At 68.7% G+C, this 19,891-nt stretch carries 22 protein-coding genes; 12 read left to right on the forward strand and 10 right to left on the reverse strand.

The genetic code is table 11. From position 1 onward, the window contains the following. Window positions 1–37 precede the first annotated feature (37 nt). Complete coding sequence (locus tag ABI214_RS18825; protein ID WP_348604031.1) at window positions 38–1,582, reverse strand: cellulase family glycosylhydrolase; 1,545 nt, start codon at window positions 1,580–1,582, stop codon at window positions 38–40. A 185-nt stretch (window positions 1,583–1,767) separates the two neighbouring features. On the opposite strand from ABI214_RS18825, the gene ABI214_RS18830 reads away from it, so the two are divergent. The 3 genes from ABI214_RS18830 (at window position 1,768) to ABI214_RS18840 (ending at window position 4,282) form a co-directional block, all read left to right on the forward strand. Then, on the forward strand, window positions 1,768–2,808 hold the full coding sequence (locus ABI214_RS18830) for an NAD(P)-dependent alcohol dehydrogenase (protein ID WP_348604032.1): 1,041 nt from the start codon (window positions 1,768–1,770) through the stop codon (window positions 2,806–2,808). A 171-nt stretch (window positions 2,809–2,979) separates the two neighbouring features. Beyond that, window positions 2,980–3,942 carry a hypothetical protein gene (locus tag ABI214_RS18835; protein WP_348604033.1) on the forward strand — a complete coding sequence of 321 codons (963 nt, stop codon included), beginning with the start codon at window positions 2,980–2,982 and terminating at the stop codon, window positions 3,940–3,942. A gap of 118 nt (window positions 3,943–4,060) precedes the next feature. Then, window positions 4,061–4,282: a hypothetical protein gene (locus tag ABI214_RS18840; RefSeq protein WP_348604034.1), complete on the forward strand. Its 222-nt coding sequence runs from the start codon at window positions 4,061–4,063 to the stop codon at window positions 4,280–4,282. A gap of 25 nt (window positions 4,283–4,307) precedes the next feature. Here ABI214_RS18840 and ABI214_RS18845 read toward each other — a convergent pair whose 3' ends face one another. The 4 genes from ABI214_RS18845 to ABI214_RS18860 form a co-directional block, all read right to left on the reverse strand. Further along, window positions 4,308–5,171: a polyphosphate kinase 2 family protein gene (locus tag ABI214_RS18845; RefSeq protein WP_348604035.1), complete on the reverse strand. Its 864-nt coding sequence runs from the start codon at window positions 5,169–5,171 to the stop codon at window positions 4,308–4,310. Window positions 5,172–5,210: 39 nt separating this feature from the next. Further along, window positions 5,211–6,584, reverse strand: coding sequence for an ABC1 kinase family protein (locus ABI214_RS18850; RefSeq protein ID WP_348604036.1), 1,374 nt, complete (start codon window positions 6,582–6,584; stop codon window positions 5,211–5,213). 72 nt (window positions 6,585–6,656) lie between these two features. Next, window positions 6,657–7,004, reverse strand: a complete 348-nt coding sequence (locus ABI214_RS18855; protein ID WP_348604037.1) for a DUF4873 domain-containing protein — start codon at window positions 7,002–7,004, stop codon at window positions 6,657–6,659. Window positions 7,005–7,055: 51 nt separating this feature from the next. Then, window positions 7,056–7,799 carry a TetR/AcrR family transcriptional regulator gene (locus ABI214_RS18860; protein WP_348604038.1) on the reverse strand — a complete coding sequence of 248 codons (744 nt, stop codon included), beginning with the start codon at window positions 7,797–7,799 and terminating at the stop codon, window positions 7,056–7,058. 235 nt (window positions 7,800–8,034) lie between these two features. Here ABI214_RS18860 and ABI214_RS18865 point away from each other — a divergent pair, with 235 nt between their 5' ends. The 4 genes from ABI214_RS18865 to ABI214_RS18880 all read left to right on the forward strand — a co-directional run bounded on the left by ABI214_RS18865 (window position 8,035) and on the right by ABI214_RS18880 (window position 11,067). After that, complete coding sequence (locus ABI214_RS18865; RefSeq protein ID WP_348611766.1) at window positions 8,035–9,246, forward strand: DUF445 domain-containing protein; 1,212 nt, start codon at window positions 8,035–8,037, stop codon at window positions 9,244–9,246. Between the two features lie 103 nt (window positions 9,247–9,349). Further along, entirely contained in the window at window positions 9,350–9,832 is a 483-nt protein-coding gene (locus tag ABI214_RS18870; protein ID WP_348604039.1) for a helix-turn-helix domain-containing protein, read from the forward strand. Continuing rightward, the gene (locus ABI214_RS18875) at window positions 9,825–10,670 is read left to right on the forward strand and encodes a heparin-binding hemagglutinin (protein WP_348604040.1); all 846 of its coding nucleotides are present in this window, start codon (window positions 9,825–9,827) and stop codon (window positions 10,668–10,670) included. The genes ABI214_RS18870 and ABI214_RS18875 overlap by 8 nt, the downstream gene beginning before the upstream one ends. Window positions 10,671–10,770: 100 nt before the next feature. Further along, entirely contained in the window at window positions 10,771–11,067 is a 297-nt protein-coding gene (locus ABI214_RS18880) for a DUF2516 family protein (RefSeq protein ID WP_348604041.1), read from the forward strand. Window positions 11,068–11,077: 10 nt separating this feature from the next. Here ABI214_RS18880 and ABI214_RS18885 read toward each other — a convergent pair whose 3' ends face one another. Further along, window positions 11,078–11,656 carry a hypothetical protein gene (locus ABI214_RS18885; RefSeq protein ID WP_348604042.1) on the reverse strand — a complete coding sequence of 193 codons (579 nt, stop codon included), beginning with the start codon at window positions 11,654–11,656 and terminating at the stop codon, window positions 11,078–11,080. A 314-nt stretch (window positions 11,657–11,970) separates the two neighbouring features. Between ABI214_RS18885 and ABI214_RS18890 the strand changes: the two genes are divergently transcribed. The 3 genes from ABI214_RS18890 (at window position 11,971) to ABI214_RS18900 (ending at window position 14,752) form a co-directional block, all read left to right on the forward strand. After that, entirely contained in the window at window positions 11,971–12,855 is an 885-nt protein-coding gene (locus ABI214_RS18890) for an AurF N-oxygenase family protein (RefSeq protein ID WP_348611769.1), read from the forward strand. Window positions 12,856–12,944: 89 nt separating this feature from the next. After that, window positions 12,945–13,706, forward strand: coding sequence for a MerR family transcriptional regulator (locus ABI214_RS18895; protein ID WP_348604043.1), 762 nt, complete (start codon window positions 12,945–12,947; stop codon window positions 13,704–13,706). A 17-nt stretch (window positions 13,707–13,723) separates the two neighbouring features. Then, window positions 13,724–14,752, forward strand: coding sequence for an alpha/beta fold hydrolase (locus ABI214_RS18900; RefSeq protein WP_408587150.1), 1,029 nt, complete (start codon window positions 13,724–13,726; stop codon window positions 14,750–14,752). Between the two features lie 18 nt (window positions 14,753–14,770). On the opposite strand, the gene purU is transcribed toward ABI214_RS18900, so the two are convergent. The 3 genes from purU to ABI214_RS18915 all read right to left on the reverse strand — a co-directional run bounded on the left by purU (window position 14,771) and on the right by ABI214_RS18915 (window position 17,501). Next, window positions 14,771–15,658 (reverse strand): formyltetrahydrofolate deformylase, encoded by an 888-nt coding sequence (gene purU, locus ABI214_RS18905; RefSeq protein WP_348604044.1) that lies wholly within the window; start codon window positions 15,656–15,658, stop codon window positions 14,771–14,773. Between the two features lie 17 nt (window positions 15,659–15,675). After that, a complete protein-coding gene (locus tag ABI214_RS18910) occupies window positions 15,676–16,518 on the reverse strand; it encodes a class I SAM-dependent methyltransferase (RefSeq protein WP_348604045.1) in 843 nt (280 codons plus the stop codon). A 110-nt stretch (window positions 16,519–16,628) separates the two neighbouring features. Next, entirely contained in the window at window positions 16,629–17,501 is an 873-nt protein-coding gene (locus ABI214_RS18915) for a TIGR03619 family F420-dependent LLM class oxidoreductase (protein WP_348604046.1), read from the reverse strand. Between the two features lie 190 nt (window positions 17,502–17,691). Between ABI214_RS18915 and deoC the strand changes: the two genes are divergently transcribed. Further along, window positions 17,692–18,372 carry a deoxyribose-phosphate aldolase gene (deoC, locus tag ABI214_RS18920; RefSeq protein WP_348604047.1) on the forward strand — a complete coding sequence of 227 codons (681 nt, stop codon included), beginning with the start codon at window positions 17,692–17,694 and terminating at the stop codon, window positions 18,370–18,372. Window positions 18,373–18,393: 21 nt separating this feature from the next. Here deoC and ABI214_RS18925 read toward each other — a convergent pair whose 3' ends face one another. After that, window positions 18,394–19,167 carry an LmeA family phospholipid-binding protein gene (locus ABI214_RS18925; protein WP_348604048.1) on the reverse strand — a complete coding sequence of 258 codons (774 nt, stop codon included), beginning with the start codon at window positions 19,165–19,167 and terminating at the stop codon, window positions 18,394–18,396. A gap of 112 nt (window positions 19,168–19,279) precedes the next feature. On the opposite strand from ABI214_RS18925, the gene ABI214_RS18930 reads away from it, so the two are divergent. Beyond that, window positions 19,280–19,891: a type IV toxin-antitoxin system AbiEi family antitoxin domain-containing protein gene (locus ABI214_RS18930; RefSeq protein ID WP_348604049.1), complete on the forward strand. Its 612-nt coding sequence runs from the start codon at window positions 19,280–19,282 to the stop codon at window positions 19,889–19,891.

Here is a 19,891-nt window from a genome sequence, read left to right on the forward strand (position 1 = left end):
CGGATCGTCTGCGGATCCGATCCCGGTGAGCTGTGTTCTAGGACCCCGAGCTGCCGAGCGACCCGCTGCTGCCGAGTGAGCCGGAGCTTCCGGAACTGCTCGATCCGCCGGAACCTTCGGAGCTGCCGGACGATCCGGTGGTGATCGGCCCGTCCGGCACCTCGGCGCCCGGCGAGCCCGGACGGTTGATCTTGACGGTGACCGGGCCGCTGCCGTCGGCGACGACGGTGACGATCCGCGCGCCCGGTGCCGACGTGACCTGGCCGCCGTCGGCCTGCACGGCGTACCCGTCCGGGTAGTGCAGATCCGACACGAAGATCTCGGTGGGCCTCGTCGAGGCCCGCGGCGTGTAGCGGTACGCGAAGTCGCCGTCGTCGGCGTCGAAGATCATGCGCCCGGGCTCCCCGGCCGTGGCCTGCGGATACGTGCGCACGAGCTGACGTCCCACGTCACCGAGGAACGGGTCCGTGGTGTTGCCGGCGCCGAAATGCCAGTACTGCCAGCCGATGAAGCGTTCGTCCGCGCGGGCGAGCGTGTTCTTCAGCACCGTCGGATCGCCGTCGCCGAACTCGGTGACCACCGTCGGGATGTTCGCGCGCTCGGTGATCGCGTCGATGTTGGACCACGTCAGGTCCTGCTGCGGAACGCACAGCCCGCGCAGTTCCTGCGGCAGCCCGAGGTAGATCGCGAGCTGGCTGGGAATGCAGTAGTCGTGCGGCGCGAAGACGATGTCCGGGCCGGTGACCGCGGGCGTCTTCGGTGGGTTGAACAGGTTCGACGGCATCATCTGGTTCCACGTGACGTTGGGCTCCCAGTACACCGGAATCGTCGGGTTCTGCGCGCGGACGGCGTCCGTCAGCTTCTGCATCGCGGCTTGGTACGTGCGGTCGAAGTCCGTGCATCCGTTCGGGAAGCAGGTCAGGAACTTCGACCCGGGCCACGGTTCGTTCAAGAGCTCGATTCCCATCACGCCCGGCTTGCCCTCGACTCGCGCCGCCAGTGCGCCGAGGGCGGTGCCGAGGTAGTCGAGTGTGCCGTGCGTGTTGTTCCACACCTCGTCCCAGCCGGCGTTCATGCTCGGCATCAGATAGAAGAGCGGGAAGCTCGGGTTCGGCTCCCACTCCTGCGGCCGGGACTCGATGGACCACGCGGGGAAGCCGTTGCCGCCCCACGGTTTCGAGAGGCCGTCCTGGTGGTTGTCGAGCAGGACATGGATGCCGCGGGCGGTCAGCGCGTCGACCACGCCGGTGATCCGGTCGAGGTACGCCTCGTCGAGCTGGCCGCGCTGCGGCATCAGCGCGTCGAATGAGGTGCCGAGGCGGACGGTGTTGAAGCCGTGCCGGACGAGGATATCGATGTCCTGCGGCGTCAGGGTTTCACCCGCAGGCAGGTACGGCGCATCCTTGTCGACGTTGTTGACGCCGTGCAGCAGCACGGTGCGCCCGTAGCCGTCGACTAGTGCGGTGCCGTCGGCGTGCAGGGCGGTGATAGTGGCGGGCGGTGGCGCCGCCGATGCGGAGGGCAGGGCGGCGACTGAGAACGCGGCTAACGCCGCGACGAACGCAACACGGTATTTGCACATTCGATCCCTCGGTTCACGTCGTGTGAGCAACTTCCGGATGGCGATGTGGACATGTGTTCAGTTGCGGAGATGCTAGGCGGACGAATCGAGCGTGCGGGCGATTTCGGATGGAACGGTCCGATTCGTCCGTGCAGGTAGCAGGGGGTCCGTTGCGTGTGTTCCCGAGTACCGGGTAGGCATGGGGGATGCTTACCGCTTCCGCCTACGCGGCGAACTCCGCCGACGGCCCCCTCGAGAAGACCACCATCGAACGCCGCGCCGTCGGCCCCCGCGACGTGCTCATCGAGATCAAGTACGCGGGTATCTGTCACTCCGACATCCACACCGCGCGCAACGAGTGGGGTGGAACCTCGTACCCGGTGGTGCCCGGCCACGAGATCGCCGGAATCGTCGCCGAGGTCGGGTCGGAGGTCGCCCGATACTCGGTGGGGGACCGGGTGGGTGTCGGCTGTTTCGTCGACTCGTGCCGCACCTGCCCGAGTTGCGAGGCCGGTGAGGAGCAGTACTGCGAGAACGGCGTCGTCGACACCTACAACACTGTCGGTCGTGACGGAAAGCGCACGGCCGGTGGATATTCCACGCACATCGTCGTGGACGAGGACTTCGTGCTGTCCATCCCGGACGGTCTGGCGCTCGACGTCGCCGCACCGCTGCTGTGCGCCGGCATCACCCTGTACTCGCCGCTCGCGCACTGGGGCGCCGGCCCCGGCAAGAAGGTCGCGATTGTCGGGATGGGCGGCCTGGGCCACGTCGGCGTCAAGATCGCACACGCGATGGGCGCCGAGGTGACCGTGCTGAGCCAGTCGCTGAGCAAGAAGGACGACGGCCTGCGCTTCGGCGCCGACCACTACTACGCCACCGCCGAGAAGGAGACCTTCAAGGCGCTGCGCGGAGCGTTCGACCTGATCCTCAACACGGTCTCGGTCAACCTCGACATGGACCGGTACCTGTCGATGCTCGCCGTCAACGGCACCCTCGTCGAACTCGGCCTGCCCGAGAACCCGATCAGTGTGCGCGGATTCTCGCTGCTCAAGAACCGTCGCAGCCTCGCCGGGTCGCTCGTCGGCGGCATCCCGCAGACCCAGGAGATGCTGGACTTCTGCGCCGAGCACGGCATCGGCGCCGAGATCGAACTGATCTCCGCGGACCGGATCAACGAGGCCTACGACCGCGTCGTCGCCAGCGACGTGCGCTACCGCTTCGTGATCGACGCGTCCACGTTCTGACGGGCCGCCCCGCTCCCGAAATGACCTCGCGCGGACGCGATTGCGCGGGTCGGGCGGCGGGTCACTTCGGGAGCGGGAGCAGTTGTGCACAGCCCGGCGGTTGTCCACAGGACGGCTGTGGACGGAGGTTTCCGCGCCGGAGGCGGAGCACCGCCCGGCCAGGATCGGGGCATGAGCGAACCGATTCCCACCGTGCTGCGTCGGCGCGACGCGCTCGCTCGCGGCTACACCGACGGCGAACTCCGGGCGACCTGTCGCAGTGGGGGGCTGCGGCGTCTGCGGCCCGGGACCTATCTGGCCGACGACGCGTTCGCCGCGCTCGACGCGGCCCAGCTCCACCGCGAACTGATCCGCGCGACCCTGCCCGGGGTGAGCGCCGACGCCGTCGTCAGTCACCAGTCCGCCGCCGTGCTGCACGGTCTGCCGGTGTGGGCGCTGCCTCTCGATCGCGTCCACGTCACCCGCGACAGATCCGGCGGCGGCAAGCGCACTCGGCACCTGCACTCGCACCCCGCACCGCTTCCGGCAGCGGATGTGGTGCGGTGCGACGGAATCGCCGTCACCTCGATCGCCCGCACCGTGGCCGACCTGTGCCGGACCGTACCGTTCGAGGCCGCCGTCGTCGTCGGCGACGCGGGCCTACGCGCGGCGAAGTTGCCGGCCACCGCCGTCGCCGACGCACTGGCCTACGCCGAGCGTCGGCCCGGCCACCCCGCTGCCCGGCGGGCACTGGGATTCCTCGACGGGCGCAGTGAGAGCGTCGGCGAATCGCGCAGCCGCGTCGCGCTGGCCGCACTCGGGTACGACGTGCCGGAGCTGCAGGCTTCGCTGCTGGACGCCGACGGGAGGGTCCTCGGCCGCGTCGACTTCCTCTTCGCCGGCGCCGGTGTCGTCGGGGAGTTCGACGGAAAGATCAAGTACGGCAAATACCTTCGAGACGGCCAGGACCCCGGCGACGCGGTGTTCGCCGAGAAGCAGCGCGAGGATTCGATCCGCGACACCGGCTGGGAAGTTGTCCGGTGGACGTGGCACGACCTGTCGAACCCCGCCGTGATCGACGCGCGCGTCCGACGTGCCCTGCGACGCCGCCACGGCCGACCCCGGCCACTCGGGGCGGTGCTGCGCCCGTCCTGACCTCCCGCGGACGCGATCGCGCGGGCGGCAGGTCATTTCGGGCGCGGCGTCGACCGGTCGGTTTCTCGCGAACCGGACCTGTGCGGCGTAGCGTCGTGGCACGAGGGAGGAGTTGAAGATGACTGTCAACGACTTCGCCGGATGGGCTGGATACGGACTCGCGCTGACCGGTATCGCCACGATGGGACTGTTCCTGGTGGCCGCCGGTGGTGGATTCGCTGGTTGGGCGGTGATCGCCGGGCTCGTGTCGCTGACGTCGTTCGCGTCGTCGGCGGCGATCTTCGGTGGCGTCACCCACCACGATCACAAGATGCACCACAGCACGCCGCACATGCTCTGACGTCGATGCCGCCCGGAGGTCCAGGTCAGGCGCGGGACAAGCGCGCCTTCTCGACCTCGATGTCGAACTCGGCCGGCGGCCAGTCCAGGTCGAGGCGCTCGAGCGCGTCGATCAGTAGCTCCGTCACCGCAATTCGGCTGTACCACTTGCGGTCGCACGGCACGACGTACCACGGCGCGTAGTCCGTCGACGTCTTGTCCAGCATCGCCTGGTACGCCTCCTGGTACCGCGGCCACAGGGCCCGCTCGGAGATGTCACCGGGGTTGTACTTCCAGTACTTGTCGCGGCGGTCGAGTCGCTCCGCCAACCGCTGCTTCTGTTCGTCGAGGGAGACGAACATCGCGACCTTCACGAGGGTCGTCCCGTTGTAGACGAGTTCGCGCTCGAACTGGTTGATCTCGTCGTAGCGGCCGCTCCACACCTCGGGTGGTACGAGATCGTGCACGCGGACCACCAGCACGTCCTCGTAGTGCGATCGGTCGAACACCCCCAGCTGTCCGCCGCGGGGAAGGGCCTTGTTGATGCGCCACAGGTAGTGGTGGCGCTTCTCCTCGGGGGTCGGCACGCCGAACGCCGCGTGGTCGACGCCCTGCGGATCGACGTGACCGATGACGTGGCGGACCATGCCGCCCTTGCCCGCGGTGTCCATGCCCTGCAGGATCAGCAGCACCGAGCGCTTGTCGCCCGAACGGCCGTTGGCGTACAGCTTCTCCTGCAACGCCGACAGTACCGCGCCGCGCTCCTCGAGCATCCGCTCACCGTCGGCCTTGTGGCCGACGAATCCGGGCGTCGCCTTGGGGTCGATCTTGGTGACCTTGGTGTGTGGTCCGACGCGCAGCGCCTCGACCGCCGGTGTCTTCCACAGTTCGTCGTGCCCGTCCGCTGCCATGCACAGACTGTGCCACAGGGTGGGCGGGTGGGGAAGGATTCAGCGGCCGAGTCGCCAGAGTTCCTCTGCGACACCGAGTTCGGTTGCCGCGGGATCGCCGTACACCCATTCTCGACCGATGCGGTGCCAATTGGCGCTCGCGTCGAGTTGCCCCAGGATGCCGAAGGTCAGGAAGTCGGCCCGGCGGGAGAACAGGTGCTCGGGCGGGAGGTTCTGACTCTTCATGCCCGAGAACTCCGACGCCCGCGGATCGATCGCGAGCAGGAAGCCCGTGCTCGCCATGTCCGGGGTGATCGCGATCTCCTCGTCCACGAGATTCCACTCGGCCGCGGCGTAGACGTACTCCAGGCACTCGTCGGGCGTCACGTCGCCATCGGGGTCGATGACGCCGCGCCGCACCATGAGCGCGAAGAGGTCGTCGCGGCGTCCCTCGGTCGCCGCGCGCAGGCACTGCTTCTCGAACGCGACGTGCTCGGCGTCCATCCGGTTGAACAGGCCGAAGTCGACGAACCCGATCCGGCCGTCGTCGCCCAGCAGCACGTTGCCGGGATGCGGATCCCCGCAGAACTCGTGATAGCGGTACAGCGATCCGATGTAGAAGCGGAAGATGATCTCGCCGATGCGGTTTCGCTCCTCCTGGGGGAGCGCCTGGATCCCCGCGAACCCGGTGCCGCCGAAGAACTCGCTCACCAGCACGCGCCGGGTGCTGAGTTCCGGGATGCTGTCGGGGACGGCGATGAACGGGTGATCGGCGTACAGGCGCGCGATCTCGTGCTGGGTGCGGGCCTCGCGTTCGTAGTCGAGTTCGCCCTCGAAGTTCAGCTGCAGCTCGCCCAGCAGTGCCGGGGTGGACAGCGTCGGAACCGTCGACTTCCAGATCTTCAGGAACATCGTCAGGTTCTTCATGTCGGCCCGGATCGCGGCGTCGATCCCCGGGTACTGCACCTTGACCGCGACGTCACGACCGTCGTGCAGCCGGGCCCGGTACACCTGGCCGATCGACGCGGCCGCGACGGCCTCGGGGTCGAAGTCCGCGAACACCTCGGAGAGCGGGCGCCCGTAGTCGGCCTCGATCACGCCGCGCATCGTGTCGAACGACGTCGTCGGCGCCTGGTCGCGCAGCGCGGCGAGCTTGCGCTGGAAGTCTTCTCGATGTTCCTCGGGAACCAGGTCGAGGTCGAGGATCGACAGCATCTGGCCGAGCTTCATCGCCACGCCCTTCATGCCGCCCAGGACGGTGACCAGTTGGTCGGCGGCGGCGATCGCGGACTTCTCCGCCAGCCGGGCACGGACCTGCTCGGAACGACCGATCATCGACATGCGGGTGCCGGCGCCCCGGATGACGCGGCCGGCGGCCACCTGTCCGAGCTTGGAACCGCGCACGAGGCGGGACGTGGGGACCTTGTCGGTCAACGAAGACCTCCGGGCGGGGGTGACGACGGACTGCGGCACGGGTCGGGCTGCGGCTGCGTGCCGCGGGTCACACTAGATGAGCCCCTCGGTGTTCTCCAGATCCTCGAGGATCGGGAACGGCGGGCGGGTGACGCCGTCGACCATGTGGCTGCCCCACAGGTCCGTGCCGCTGACCCGGGCCACCCCGGACCCGTCCGGGGTCGTGACGGTCAGTTCGGTCGCTGCGGGCACGTCGACTCCGCCGCCGAGCGCGGGCGTCAGCTCCCGCACCCGTCCGCGCCACACGAACCGGCCGCTGATCGGGTCGAAGTTGCCGGACAGCTCGACGTCGACGATCACCGGGGGGTGCGGGGCGACGGTGACGTGGGCGGGGCCCCGGTAGCCGGCCGGTTCGTCGTGCTGGTCGGTGAAGTCGGTCACACCGCCAGGATACCTGTTACCGACGGTTACACAAGATGTGGTCGGTCGGTGTCAGTCCTCGGAGGACTCCTCGCGCAGCGGGTGCGGTACCGACTTGAACCGGGTCGGCGAACCGTTGGACGCCGCGATGCCCGAGATACCGCCCCACGTCATCATCACGAGGTAGTCGATGAGGTCGTCCGTCGACATCGACTGGTTCGAGATCCACCAGTGCGTCGCCAACTGCACCGCCCCGACGACGCCGTACGCCCACGGCACCGAGCCTCCGGAGTCCATGTCCATGCCGCGCAGCCGCTCGCCGAGGACCGTGGCGAGCAGCTCGGCGATCATGCGCTCGGAATCGGCGACCACGTCGCGGTTGGGTCCCGAACTGTTCGCCATCACGTACAGGTACACCTCGGGATCCGCCGCGACGGTCTCGACGTACGCGGAGATCGCGACGCGGGTGAGGTCGTACTCGTCGAGATCCTCGCCGATCGCCTCGTACATCCGCGGAGCCAGGATCGTCTCGACGTAGCGCATCATCGTCGCGCTCGTCAGGTCGTTCTTGTCGGTGAAGTACCGGTACAGGACGGTCTTCGAGACGCCGATCTCCGACGCGATGTCGTCCATTCCGACGTCGCGTCCCCGCGCTCGGATCGCGGCGATCGTGCCGTCGACGAGTTCCTCGCGGCGCGCGATCTTGTGCTCGCGCCAGCGACGCTTGCGGCCGTCGGGCTTCTCGCTCTTGACGGTCGTCTCTTCGGTTGTCTGCTGCAGATCTGCGCTTTGTTTCGGCACTGGGGTTCGCCACATCCGTTCGGGGTTGATCCAGAAGGTCAGCTTAATCGGCGTATCGGCCGGGAGTGAGGTCTATCTCTGCGGTCTGAACACGGATTTCGGCACAATGTCGGATGTGCAGCCCGTGCAGTCCGAACAGTCACCCGTGCCGCCCGCACGCCGGTCCCGTCCGCAGTCTCCGAGGCCCGAAGGCCCCTCGGCGTTCGCCGGTGTCTTCGACGACGCCGCCAAGCGCCACGAACTGCGGAGGATGAAGGCGGTCGCGACCGGTTTCCTGGTCTTCGCGACCGTCATCTACCTGTTCTGCCGGTGGCAGGAGGTCCGCGGCGCCGGCGCGTGGGTCGGGTACGTGCGTGCCGCGTCGGAGGCCGGCATGGTCGGCGCGCTGGCCGACTGGTTCGCGGTTACCGCGCTGTTCCGGCATCCCCTCGGGCTGAAGATCCCGCACACCGCGATCATCAAGCGCAAGAAGGATCAGCTCGGCGAGAGCCTGAGCAACTTCGTCGGCGACAACTTCCTCGCCCCCGAGGTCGTCTCGGCCAAGGTCGAGAACGCGCAGATCCCGCTGCGGGTGGGGACCTGGATGGCCGAACCCGCGCACGCGCAGCGCGTCGCCGCGGAGACGGCGACGCTGCTGCGGGGCGTCGTGGAGGTCCTCGAGGACGACGACATCACCGCAATCATCGACAACACCATCGTCCGGCGGATCGCCGAGCCCGACTGGGGTCCGCCCATCGGCAAGGTGCTGGCCGAACTGCTGCGCGAGAACCGGCAGCTGCCGCTGCTGGACCTGCTCGCCGAACGGGCCCACCAGTGGGCGCTCAACAGCCAGGACACGATCGACCGCATCATCAGCCGGGACTCGCCGTCGTGGTCGCCCAAGTTCGTGGACGCGATGCTGGGCGAGAAGATCTACCGCGAGCTGGTCGAGTTCACGTGGAAGGTCCGGTCGAACCCGGAGCACGAGGTGCGGCTCGCCGCGAACCGGTTCCTCATCGATTTCGCCGACGACCTGCAGAACGATCCCGCGACCATCGCGAAGGCCGAGTCGATCAAGGCCGAGATCATGGGGCGCGAGGAGATCACCGGGCTCGCCGCCGCGACGTGGCGCGTGGCCAAGCGGCTCATCATGGAGTCCGTCGACGACCCGAACAGCACCCTGCGCCGCAAGATCGCCGAGAACGTCGTCCATCTCGGGGTGCGACTGCGCGACGACGCCGACCTGCGCGCCAAGGTCGACGGCTGGCTGCTGTCGGGTACCCGGTACATCGCCGAGAACTACACCGACGAGATCACCGCGGTCATCACCGAGACCGTGCAGCGGTGGGACGCCGAGGAAGCGAGCCGCAAGATCGAGCTCCAGGTGGGCCGAGATCTGCAGTTCATCCGCATCAACGGCACCGTCGTCGGCGCCCTCGCCGGCCTGTCCATCTACACGATCTCGGAGCTGCTCTTCACCTGATCGGTCCGGTTCCGTGTGGCGCCGGTCACGTGCTAACAAGAGTGCTTGCAATAGTTAGCACCCTGTTCTACCGTGGGATTTGCGTACAGAACAGGGAGTACTGATGGTCGACGAGCCCGACGACATGAGCGGTGCGGCACGCGTTGTCGCCGGCGCCGCTCAGGACATCGGCAGTTTCATTCGTTCGCAGCGAGAAGCGGCACAGGTCTCACTGCGCCAGCTCGCCCAACTCGCCGGCGTCAGCAATCCCTACCTGAGTCAGATCGAACGTGGACTGCGCAAGCCGTCCGCCGACGTCCTCGCGCAGATCGCGAAGGGGCTCCGGGTCTCGTCCGAGGTTCTGTACATGCAGGCAGGGATCCTCGAGAAGCGCCCGCACAGCCCGGTCCGGGACGCCTTGCTGGCCGACGGTGCCATCACCGAACGCCAGAAGCAGGTGCTGCTCGAGATCTACGAGTCGTTCTGTCGGGAGAACGACCCGAAACAGTCCGAAACCGCCGATCAGGCCCCGGGGGGTATGGCTGCCTCGGACGAAGAAGAGCACGAGATCGCAGATCCACTCGACAGGAGATCCGAGAATGACTGATCCGAAGTTCATCGAGAACGTGAAGACCCCGTTCTACGCTGCCGTCGGCACCGGTGACCTGGTGGTCCAGGCCGTCGCCGACGTCGTGTCCCAGGTGCGGGCACGCACCGAGAACACGAACACCGACATGTCCGGTCGGCTCGACGAGGCCCGCGAGCGCTGGGCCAACTTGCCCAACGAGGTGTCCGACGGCGTCGAGCAGCTGCGCGAGCGCCTCGCCGCGCTGCCGTCCGAGCTTCCCGAGGAGCTCGCCGAGCTGCGCGAGCGGTTCACCGCCGAGGAGCTGCGCAAGGTCGCCGAGGCGTACCTCAAGGTCGCGTCCGACCTGTACGTCGCACTCGCCGAGCGCGGCGAGGAGGCCGTCGAGCGCATCCGCCGGCAGCCGGCCGTCGAGGAGCAGATCGGGCGTGCCGAGGCTGCCTTCGGCGACGCCGTCGAACTGACCGAGGAGGCGCTCGGCACCGTGGCGCGTCAGACGCGCGCCGTCGGTGAGCAGGCCGCGAAGCTCGCCGGCCGCGCCGCCGGGCGCATCAGCGACGTCGCCGACGAGGCCGCCGTGGTGCTGTCGGAGACCGGGGACTCCGTCGCCAGCCGCCTGTCCGAGACCGGTGACACCGTCGCGAACCGCGTCGAGGCCGCCGGTGAGCGTGCCGAGTCGACGTCCGCTGCCGCCGCCGAGCGCGTCGAGGCTGCCTCTCCCAAGGCTGCCCCGGCCCCGCGGCCCGCCGCCAAGAAGGCTCCGGCGAAGAAGGCTGCACCCGCCAAGACCACCCCGGCTTCGGTGGCCAAGAAGGCTCCCGCCGCCAAGAAGGCCCCGGCGAAGAAGGCCACCGACTGAGCGGGGATTGATCGCACGCACCACCATCGGGGATCGGCCCCCGCGCACTCCGTTGCGCGGGGGCCTGCGCGTATACCGGTCGGGTTCGTAGGATGGAGTCGTGACATTCAACGCCCACGGGCTCACCGGCCTGATCATGACCGTGCTCTGGCTGATCGCGCTCGCCGGAGCGGTCTTCGCGGTCTTCCATGCGGTCCGCCAGCGCAGGGACGCGTTCACCGCCGTGGACAAGCTGACCAAGCCGATCTGGCTCGGCATCCTCGTCGCGTCCCTGCTCGTGATCTTCCTGTTCGGGCCGGTCCACATGCTCGGGCTCATCGCGGTGGTGGCCGTGTGTGTCTACCTCGTCGACGTCCGTCCCCGGGTCGACGACATCCAGCGGGGTCCGCGCTGGTAGCTGCTGGTAGCTACCGCTCGTCGCCGAGGTCGAAGTAGAGGGTGTCGGACCAGTAACCCAGTCCGAGTTCGCGGATGGGCGCCTCGACGCTCTCCGGTGCGGGCTTGAAGATCCTCTGCCAGACGTTCGGCTTCGTGAGTGCGAGGCCGGCCAGTGTCGCCTCGACCTCGGTGTCGATCTCGCCGAGCTCCCCGAGCGTGCGCGTGTTCTGGTCGCCGAGCGGTTCGTCGTCCATGTCGAAGATCTCGCCGCACTCGAGGACGAAGCAGCCGTCGGGTTCCGTGTGCGCGCGGAGGAAGGTCATGGCGTCGTCGGCCAGCGAGCCGAGGCCCGGGTGATCGATCCGCGCCAGGAACCGCTCGAGTCGGTCGATCCCCGGGGCGCAGCGTCCGCTGATCGCGATCGGGTCCGGGTGGTCGGTCCAGATGAGCGATCGGCAGGGACGCGGGTCCGCCGAAACCAGGATGCGGAAGACCAGTGGAATCGCGTAGGGCCACTCCGAGATTCCCGAGACGCGGTCGGCGGGGGTGCGCGGCGCATCTCCGTCCGGCGCGAAGGACGTCGTGTAGAGGTAGCTGCGGTTGGCCACGAATGTCTCCTGTCGAGGGGGCTCGGGTCGGCCCTGTCGTGACAGAGACTGCCACCGGACCGGCCCGGATGCCGATCGCCCGTGTGGCGTGACGCGAAGTTACAGATAAACCTTGACAACGGTCATTGTGACAGTGTTATCGTCGACCAGGGCCTGGAAGAGGTCTGATCCGCCTCCGATTTACGGGCTGTGACCTGCGTGAACGCGACTCACGCGAGCGCCCGGCCGAGCAGGAGTTGACGATGTCGATCACCCATCCGAGCGCGCACCGCGGGAAGCCCGGCGAGTCTCTGGAACTCCCACCGAGCCGGCACATGCGGGTGGGCGACCGTCAGGACACCGCGGCCCGTCTGCTCGCCTCGGCGGCGCGTAAGTCGTACGACCCGCTCGTCGAGGTCGACTGGGAGGCCCCGATTCCCGAGGACCTGTACGGCATGACGCCTGAGTGGTGCAGCCTGTACGGCACCGAGCTGTGGGACCGGATGACCGAGAAGCAGCGGATCACGCTCACCCGGCACGAGGCCGCGAGCGTTGCCGGCACCGGTATCTGGTTCGAGATGATCCTCATGCAGATGCTGCTGCGCGACATCTACTCGCACGACCCGTCGACGCCGCACGTGCAGTTCGCGCTCACCGAGATCGCCGACGAGTGCCGGCACTCGACGATGTTCGCGCGCTCGGCGCAGCGGTTGGGGATCCCCTCGTACCGACCCAAGAAGTGGATCCTGAACGCCGCTCGCCTCTTCAAGGCCACCGCGTCGGGCTCCCTCGCGTACGGCGGCACGCTGTTCGCGGAGGAAATCCTCGACATGATGCAGCGCGACTTCATGAAGGACGAGCGGGTCCAGCCCATCACTCGCACCGTCAGCAAGATCCACGTCCTCGAGGAAGCGCGCCACATCAAGTTCGCCCGCGAGGAGACGGTGCGCCGCGTGAAGAACCTGTCGCGCCGCAAGCTCGCCTATCAGCGGTTCGTGCTGGGCGTGTCGGCGTACTTCATCGTCACGTGCCTGGTGAACGAGCAGGTGTACGCGGCCGCGGGCCTGGACGTCGAGGAGGCCAAGCGGGCCTCGAAGTCCAACGAGCACTACCACGCGATGATCCGCGAGGGCTCCCGCAAGACGATCGAGTTCCTCGACGAGTGCGGACTGGTCGGCGGGCCGTCGAAGCTGCTGCTGCGCCGCGCGCACATCGTCTAGTGCCGACCCTCACCGCGATAGAATTTCCCACGCCGTCGACCGCGCCGGAACCGCCGACGTCGTCGCGGTTCCAGTGGGGAAGGCGGAACATGAAGGAGTACCGCATCGACGACCTCGCGCGCGAGGCCGGCGTCAGTGTGCGGAACGTGCGGGTCTACCAGGATCGGGGCCTGCTTCCCCCGCCGCGCAGGGAGGGCCGGGCCGGTTGGTACAACGAGTCGCACCTCGCGCGGCTCAACCTGATCGGCCGGATGCTCGACCGTGGCTACACCTTCGCCACGATCAGTGAGCTGCTCACCGCCGCCCAGTACGGCCTGCAGGTGCGCGACGTCCTCGAGACCGACGACCCGGGCGGACGGTGGAAGAAGTATCGCCGCGCCGCGAAGCTCACCATGTCGGAGCTGCGCCGCATGTTCGGCGACCAGACCACCGAGGCCAACATCGCCCTCGGCACCCAGCTCGGCGTCCTCGCGAAGGCAGGCAAGGACTACTCGGTGGCAAACCCGCGGCTGATGGAGGCCGCGCAGGTCCTCGTCGACGCGGGGGTTCCGCTGTCCGACATCCTCGAGCAGACCGAGGCGGTGCGCCGCGATCTGGGCGACGTCGCCGCACGATTCGTCGAACTCGTCTCGGACCGCTACCTCGCTCCCGAGGGCGGAATGCTCGAGCTCGACGAGGCGAAGGTGTCGGAGGTTGCGGCCCTGGTGAACCAGGTGCGCCCGCTTGCGCACGACGCGGTGCACGCCTTGTTCTCGGAGGCGATGGAGGAACAGATCTCGAAAGCGCTCGCGAAGGCCGCGAGTCAGCTCGAACAGGTTGCGCCCGAGGCGGACTCGACGCGCGCCGGCTAGCGAACATGGGAGTGGAAGTGAGCGAACGGAAGTCCCGCAGGGGGCTGTGGACGTTGATCGGTGTCGCCGGTGTGGCGGGTGCCGCGGTGGTCGTGGCGCGTAGCAGGTCGGCGTCCGGGTCGGCGACGCGTGGGAACGCGGCCGAGGGGGCCGCGGTGTTCGCGACGCCGCGCGTGGAACCGGAGATCATCCCGGTCATCTCGGCGGACGGTGCCGAACTCCACGTGCGGGCCTACGGACCGCCCGAAGCCGATCCGATCGTGCTCAGCCACGGGTGGACGTGTTCGACCGACTTCTGGAACCCGCAGGTCAATGCGCTGGCCGAGAAGTATCGGGTCATCACCTACGACCAGCGCGGACACGGCCGCAGTGGGATCGGTTCCGCTCCGCTGACCCCGGACGTCCTCGCCGACGACCTGGCCGCCGTCCTCGCCGCGACCGTGCGCGACGGACGCAAGGCGGAGATCGTCGGTCACAGCATGGGCGGGATGAGCATCGTCGCGTGGGCCCGCCGGTACCCCGAGCAGGTGCAGCGTTACGCCCAGTCGGTGCTGCTGGCGAGCACCGGCACCGACAGCCTGGTCGCCGAGACTACGGTCATTCCACTGCCGCAACGCTTTCCGCGGATCCCGGTGCCGGTGGGGCGTGTGATCCTCGGCTCGGCGATGCCGATGCCCGCGTCCCCGATGGCCACCCGCGCCATCAAGTACATCGCGCTGGCGCCCGGTTCGACGCCCGCCGAGGTCGCGTTCTGCGAGCGCATCGTCACCGCGTGTCACCCCCGCACCCGCGGCGGCTGGGGTGCCGCGCTGAGCACCCTCGACATCAAGGACGGCCTGAAGAACCTCCAGGTGCCGACCACGGTGCTGGTGGGTACCGCGGACCGGCTCACGCCGCCGTCGCACGCGCGCCGGCTCGCGCAGGTCCTCGACGACGCCGAGCACCTCGAGCGGTTGATCGTGCTTCCGGGCATCGGCCACATGACGTCGGTGGAGGCGGTCGCCGACTTCAACGCCGAGGTCGAGCGCCTGCGCGGCCTGAACTGACGGGCGGGGGCTCCGGGCTCAGCTGAAGACGACGGTCTTGCGGCCGTGCACCTGGACGCGGTCCTCCAGGTGCCACCGCAGACCGCGTGCCAGCACCAGCTTCTCGATGTCCCGGCCCTGCCGGACCATGTCCGCGACTTCGTCGGTGTGGTCGACCCGGATGACGTCCTGCTCGATGATCGGGCCGGCGTCCAGTTCGGCGGTCACGTAGTGGCAGGTGGCGCCGATCAACTTCACGCCCCGCGCGAAGGCCTGGTGGTACGGACGTGCGCCGATGAACGACGGCAGGAAGCTGTGGTGGATGTTGATCGCGCGGCCGGCCCAGTGCTCGCACAGCTCGGGCGGCAGCACCTGCATGAAGCGGGCCAGCACGACCGCATGCGGGTCGTGTGCATCGACGAGCTTGCGGACCTGCTCGAACGCGGGACCGCGCTCGGCCGGGTCCTTCGGGAACGAGACGTAGTGGAAGTCGACGCCGTGCCGCTTGGTGACCCGCTCGAGGTCGGGATGGTTGCCGATCACGGCGGCGACGTCGCACTGCAGCTCCCCGGCGGCGACGCGGCCGAGGAGGTCGTGCAGGCAGTGGCCTTCCTTGCTCACGAGCAGCACGACCCGCTTGCGCTCACCGGTGTCGGTGAGCGTCCACTCGGTCTCCGGGCCGAGCTCCGCGGCGACCTCCGCGAACCTCTCCCGCATCTCCTCGAGGCTCAGGCTGATCGACGACGCCCGCACCGCCTGCCGGGTGAAGAACCAGCCGGTGTCGGCGTCGGCGTGGTATGCGGCCTCGACGATCCAACCGCCGATCTCGGCGAGGAACGCGGAAATGCGGGCCACGATGCCGGTGCGGTCGGGGCAACCCAGAGACAGAACGTAACGACGGTCGTCGGTCGAGGCAGCAGAACTCATGGCCCCAGTCTCTCAGGTCACGGAAATCCGACGACCCTCGCCGTGCCGACGAGCGTCGTCGCGTCGACGGTGTGCAGCCCGCGGTCGGTGATCAGGCCCATGAAGTCGGCCCGGATCCGCTCGACGACGTCCGGTGCCAGCCCCGACAGGGTCCCGCGCAAACCGCTGCCCAGTACGAAGTTCCAGCAGAACTCCTCCGTAGCCGGGATCAGGATCGGCAGCTCACGCACCTCCACCGCCTCGCTGCCCGCCGCGGCGAGCCACGCCCGCAGCTTGTCGGGGGTGTCGATGCGCTGTGCGGGTTCCATCCGCCCGGCGCGATCGGGCAGCGGCTGCGGCAGGTGCGGGCCGAGGGCGTCGAAGAACGTCGTCGCATACTCGCGCAGGGCGCTCTGCTGCCAGGCGGTCACCCCGACCGTGCCCCCGGGGCGGACGAGCCGCAGCAGGCGCGCGAACGCGTCGTCCATGTCCGGCAGGAAGAACACCGCGTACGAGCTGATGAGCGCGTCGTAGCCGGCGTCGGGCACGGTGCTCGGAGCCTCCCACGTCGTGGCGTCGGCGCAGACGAACTCGATGTTGAGCAGCGCCCGATCCGACGCCTTGACCCGGCCCCGTTCGAGCATCGCGTCGGACAGGTCGATCGCATGCACCAGGCCGGTCGGACCGACCGCGGCCGCGGCGGGTAGCGCCGACGCCCCGGTCCCGCTGCCGACGTCGAGGACGGCGTCCCCCGGCCGCAGCCCTGCCTGGAACACCAGGCACTGCCCGGTCGGGCCCCACACGTCGGCGGACACCCGGTCGAAGTCGGCGGCAGCCGCGTCGAAGGTCGCGGCGATCTCCTCGGCGCTCCGGTCGGCCATGGATCGATGCTAATGAGCCGAATGGTGGACCCGAGCCTGAACGCCCATTCCTCGAGCCGGCCCGCGGGATTCCGCGGCGATCGGCAAGGAATGGGCGCTCAGGCCGAACGTCACGTCCGGGCGATGACCGATTCGGCGTAGCCCTCGAGATTGGCGATCTTCGCTTCCAGCGGCTCCAGGTCCGGCCCCTCGGCGTACGAGTTGCGGAACCCGACGACCACATCGGTGACGCCCTTGTCCTCGAGCCGCCGGATCCCGTCCGGCGTGTAGCCGTCCAGCGAGATCACGTGGATCTCGAACGGGCGGTCCGCGGTGCCCGCTTCCTCCCGGTACTTCTGCAGCACGCCGAGGAGGCGATCGAGTTCGTCGGGATCGCCGCCGGCATGCATCCAGCCGTCGCCGCGAACCGCCGCGCGACGCAGCGCGGCGTCGCTGTGCCCGCCGATGAGAATGGGGATGGGCTCGGTCGGAACGGGATTGATCTTGATCGACGGCACGTCGTAGAACTCCCCGTGGAACTCGAAGTAGTCGCCTCGGGTGAGGCCGCGCACGATGTCGATCGCCTCGTCCATGCGCTTGCCGCGCTTGGCGAAAGGCACGCCCATCACCTCGAAGTCCTCACGCCAGGGGCTGACCCCGACGCCGAGCCCGAGCCGGTTGTTCGTCATGTGTGCAATCGTCGCCGCCTGCTTGGCGACCAGTACCGGCGGCCGCACCGGAAGCTTGAGCACGAACGGGGTGAAGCGCAGCGTGCTCGTCACCGCACCCATTGCCGAGGTGAGGATGAAGGCCTCCGGAAACGCCTTGTCCTCGAGGAACTCTCGACTGCCGTCCGCGTTGTACGGGTAGACCGAATCGGATTCCTCCGGGTAGCAGATGCTGTCGGGGACGGTCATGCTGTGGAACCCGACCTTCTCCGCGGCCTGGGCCAGCGGGAGATAGTAGTCGGGGTTCGTCATCGCCTCGGCATAGGTGAATCGCATCGATCTGCTCCTGTCGGTCGGTGGACATCGAGGCCGGGGAACCGAACGGCATGCCACTGCAGGGCAACGCGATGTGATGCCGGTCACCCCGCTCGTGGGGTCATTCAAGTTCCCCGGCGGCGGATCGCCCAGACGGTCTTCCGCTCAGTGAGACAGCGCGCCGTCGGCGGGCTGTGCCAAGCTTCGGGGCATGTCCGACATCGCGCTCAGTCGTTCCCACGTCGCCGCCATGATCGACCACACGCTGCTCGACCCGACCGCCTCGGACGCCGACGTCCGGGCGCTCGTCGACGAGGCCCGGGAGCTGGGGGTGCACGCGGTGTGCGTGTCGCCGTCGATGCTTCCGCTGCGGATCGACGACCCGCACGGACCGGTGCTCGCGACCGTCGTGGGCTTCCCGTCCGGTAAGCATCATTCGCTCGTCAAGGGCGCCGAGGCCCGGCTCGCGGTCGACCAGGGCGCCGCCGAGGTCGACATGGTGATCGACATCGGCGCCGCCGTCGCCGGCGAGTACAACGCGGTGCTCGCCGACGTCCTCACGGTGCGGGAGGCGATCGGGGCGAAGCCGGTGCTCAAGGTGATCATCGAATCGGCCGCGCTCTCGGACGACGCGATCGTCGAGACGTGCCGCGCCGCCGAACGGGCCGGCGCGAACTTCGTGAAGACCTCCACCGGCTTCCACCCGGCGGGCGGGGCGAGCACCCGGGCGGTGCGGCTGATGGCACAGACCGTGGGCGGGCGACTCGGGGTCAAGGCCAGTGGCGGCATCCGGACCGCCGACGACGCGCTGGCGATGATCGCCGCCGGAGCGACGCGGCTGGGCCTGTCCCGGACGCGCGCCGTCCTCGACGGGTTCCCGGACCGCTCGTGACCGGCCCGGACGCGTTCTGGGCTACAGGAGGCTGCAGCCGGACTGCGGCGCGTTGGGATCGGGCGCCGGCATCACGTACTGACCGCCCTCGAGGTGCACCTCGATCGCATCGTCGGTGACGGTCAGCGACGTCGGCGCCATGCCCAGCGGGTACTGCTGCAGGCTGTCGGTGAGCGTCTGCACGATGCCGTCGACCAGCGCCGTCGGCAAGCCCAGGCCGAGGATTTCGGCGCCGACGGTCTCGACCTTGATCTGACCGTTCTGCACCGTCGGCCGAACCGTGAGGTCGGCGAGTCCCGCGGGGCCGACGGCGAACTTCAGCGTGCCCGAGGCCGGGGCGGGGGTCACCGAGCTGACCAGGTTGCCGAGCGTCTCCGACTGCACCGTCGCGAGGATCCCGGCGCTCTTCCACGTGGCGTCGGCCGTGGAGCTGCCGATCGTGCCGCTGCTGTCGGGGGAGTTGGTCACCTTGATGTCGTTGGCGCGGGCGTGAACCTGCATGCCCTGCGCCGGACCGAACGACGAGCCGGTGCTGTCGATCGTCACGTAGGGGATGTCCTTGTCCATCATCTGCAGCAGGACCGGCTTCCAGCTGAGGCCGACGTCCACCGGGGAGCCGAGCTGGCTCTGGAACTGTGACTCCATGCAGCTGGTCGCGCGCTGCCGGATGAACAGCTCACCGCCGACCAACGCGACGACGAGTGCCGCGACCACGATCAGTGAGATCACGAGTGCCTTGCGCCGTTTGGGCTTTGGGGCCGTGGGCTTCTGGGGTGCGTTCACTGGTGCCGACATGACAGGGATTCTTCAGCAATACTCTGAGCGGTTTCTGTGAATGAGGACTCGGTATGGACACCTCGACTCGAAAACTGTGATCTGCGGCACGGGCCGGCAGTAGGGTGGCTGCATGGCGGGCTGGACAGATCCGCGGCGCGAACCCACTCCGGCAGCGGGGGAGGATCTGCGTCGTCTTGCGCTCCGGCAAGCGGGGTATTTCACGACCGGGCAGGCGCTGCGTCTTGGTTGCACTGCCGAGGATATCGGCGGCCGCCTGGCCGAGGGGTCCTGGTTGCGGATCGAACGGGATCTGTTCCGCCTCGCCTCGTTCCCCCGCAGCGACCTCGAGGAGTACGCCAAGTGGTGCGCGTGGTTCGAGGGATCCGCGGTGGTCTCCCACCAGAGCGCGGCCGAACTGCACGGCCTCGGCCACCTGCACCCGAGCTTCGTGCACCTGTCGACGGAGGGTTCGGCCCCCGCGCCCACCCGTCGACTCGCGCTGCACCGTCGGGAGATTCGCGCCCAGGACTACGAGTTGGCCGGAACGTTCGGTATCACCACTCCGCTGTGCACCGCCGTGGACCTCGCCTCCGGCGGCATCGCGCAGGACCTGTTCGACGAGGTCGTCAGCGACGGTGTCGCGATCGGCCGGATCGACCCCGAGGAACTGCGCGCCCAGTGCGAGGGCCGGCCGCAGCAGGTGGCCGAGCGCATCGAGCACGCGCTGGGTGCGTGCCGGTAG

Source organism: Prescottella soli, assembly GCF_040024445.1.
GTDB lineage: Bacteria > Actinomycetota > Actinomycetes > Mycobacteriales > Mycobacteriaceae > Prescottella > Prescottella soli.